This window comes from Comamonas sp. Z1 (assembly GCF_008121555.1).
GTDB lineage: Bacteria > Pseudomonadota > Gammaproteobacteria > Burkholderiales > Burkholderiaceae_C > Comamonas > Comamonas thiooxydans.
Map to the genome: position 1 here is coordinate 1 of NZ_VOQT01000059.1, position 1,239 is coordinate 1,239.

General features: G+C 65.0%; 1 protein-coding gene and 1 pseudogene. Both read right to left on the reverse strand.

What is annotated here, in order from left to right; genetic code table 11:
- Positions 1-392: pseudogene (locus FSY45_RS27695) on the reverse strand (electron transfer flavoprotein subunit alpha/FixB family protein); the annotation flags it as partial.
- Positions 393-549: 157 nt separating this feature from the next.
- Positions 550-1,239 (reverse strand): electron transfer flavoprotein subunit beta/FixA family protein (locus FSY45_RS27700; RefSeq protein ID WP_052951171.1); only part of this gene is annotated, 690 nt, incomplete at its 5' end.

Below are 1,239 nucleotides of genomic sequence, written 5' to 3' on the forward strand. Positions count from 1 at the left end.
TTGCCCGCATAGATGGGGCGCTCGAAGGTGTCGGCGGAGTCGACCTTGGTGATGTCGCTGATCTGGGCCACGTCCAGCTTGGCGGCCACGCGGGGCGCCACGTTCTTGCCCGAGGCGGTCGAGGGGAACAGGATGTGGCTGTAGTTGCCGGCGATGGCCAGCACCTGGGCGGCGACGTTCTCGGCCAGGCCGTCCTTGAGGCTGGCGCCGTCGGCATGGATGACCTTGGAGACACCGGCAATCTGGGCGGCAGCGGCTGCTGCAGCGGCTGCACCTTCGCCAACCACCAGCACATGCACATCACCGCCGCAGGCCTTGGCGGCCGTCACGGTGTTCAGGGTCGCGGTCTTGATCGACGCGTTGTCGTGTTCTGCGATTACGAGAGAAGTCATATTCAACCTCTAAATTTCTTTACGTTCTGGCGAAGTCCGAGAGGGGACATCAGCCCTTGGCTGCAGCGCAGCCTGGCGAGGGACGGCCAGCAAGGGCCGCCCCGCACCGAGGGTGTCGTCCCCCTGCGGGGGATGACGCGAAGCGGCTCAGGGGGCCTTAGATGACTTTCGCTTCGTTTTTCAGCTTGTCGACCAGGGCGGCCACATCGGCTACCTTGACGCCAGCGCCACGCTTGGCAGGCTCGGAGACCTTCACGGTCTTCAGGCGGGGCGTCACGTCCACGCCCAGGTCTTCGGGCTTGAAGGTGTCCAGCTGCTTTTTCTTGGCCTTCATGATGTTGGGCAAGGTGACGTAGCGGGGCTCGTTCAGGCGCAGGTCGGTGGTGATGACGGCGGGCGTAGCCAGGGCCACGGTTTCCAGGCCGCCGTCCACTTCGCGGGTGACGTTGACCTTGTCGCCGGCGACTTCGACCTTGGAGGCGAAGGTGGCCTGGGGCAGATCGGCCAGGGCCGCCAGCATCTGGCCGGTCTGGTTGGCGTCGTCGTCGATGGCCTGCTTGCCGCAGATGACCAGACCGGGTTGCTCCTTGTCCACCAGGGCCTTGAGCAGCTTGGCCACGGCCAGGGGCTGCAGCTCGACATCGGTCTCGACCAGAATGCCGCGATCGGCACCGATGGCCATGGCCGTGCGCAGGGTTTCCTGGCACTGGGCCACGCCGCAGGAGACGGCGATGACTTCGGTCACCACGCCTTTTTCCTTCAGGCGCACGGCTTCTTCGACGGCGATTTCGTCAAAGGGGTTCATGCTCATCTTGACGTTGGCGATGTCCACACCCGTGCCGTCCGA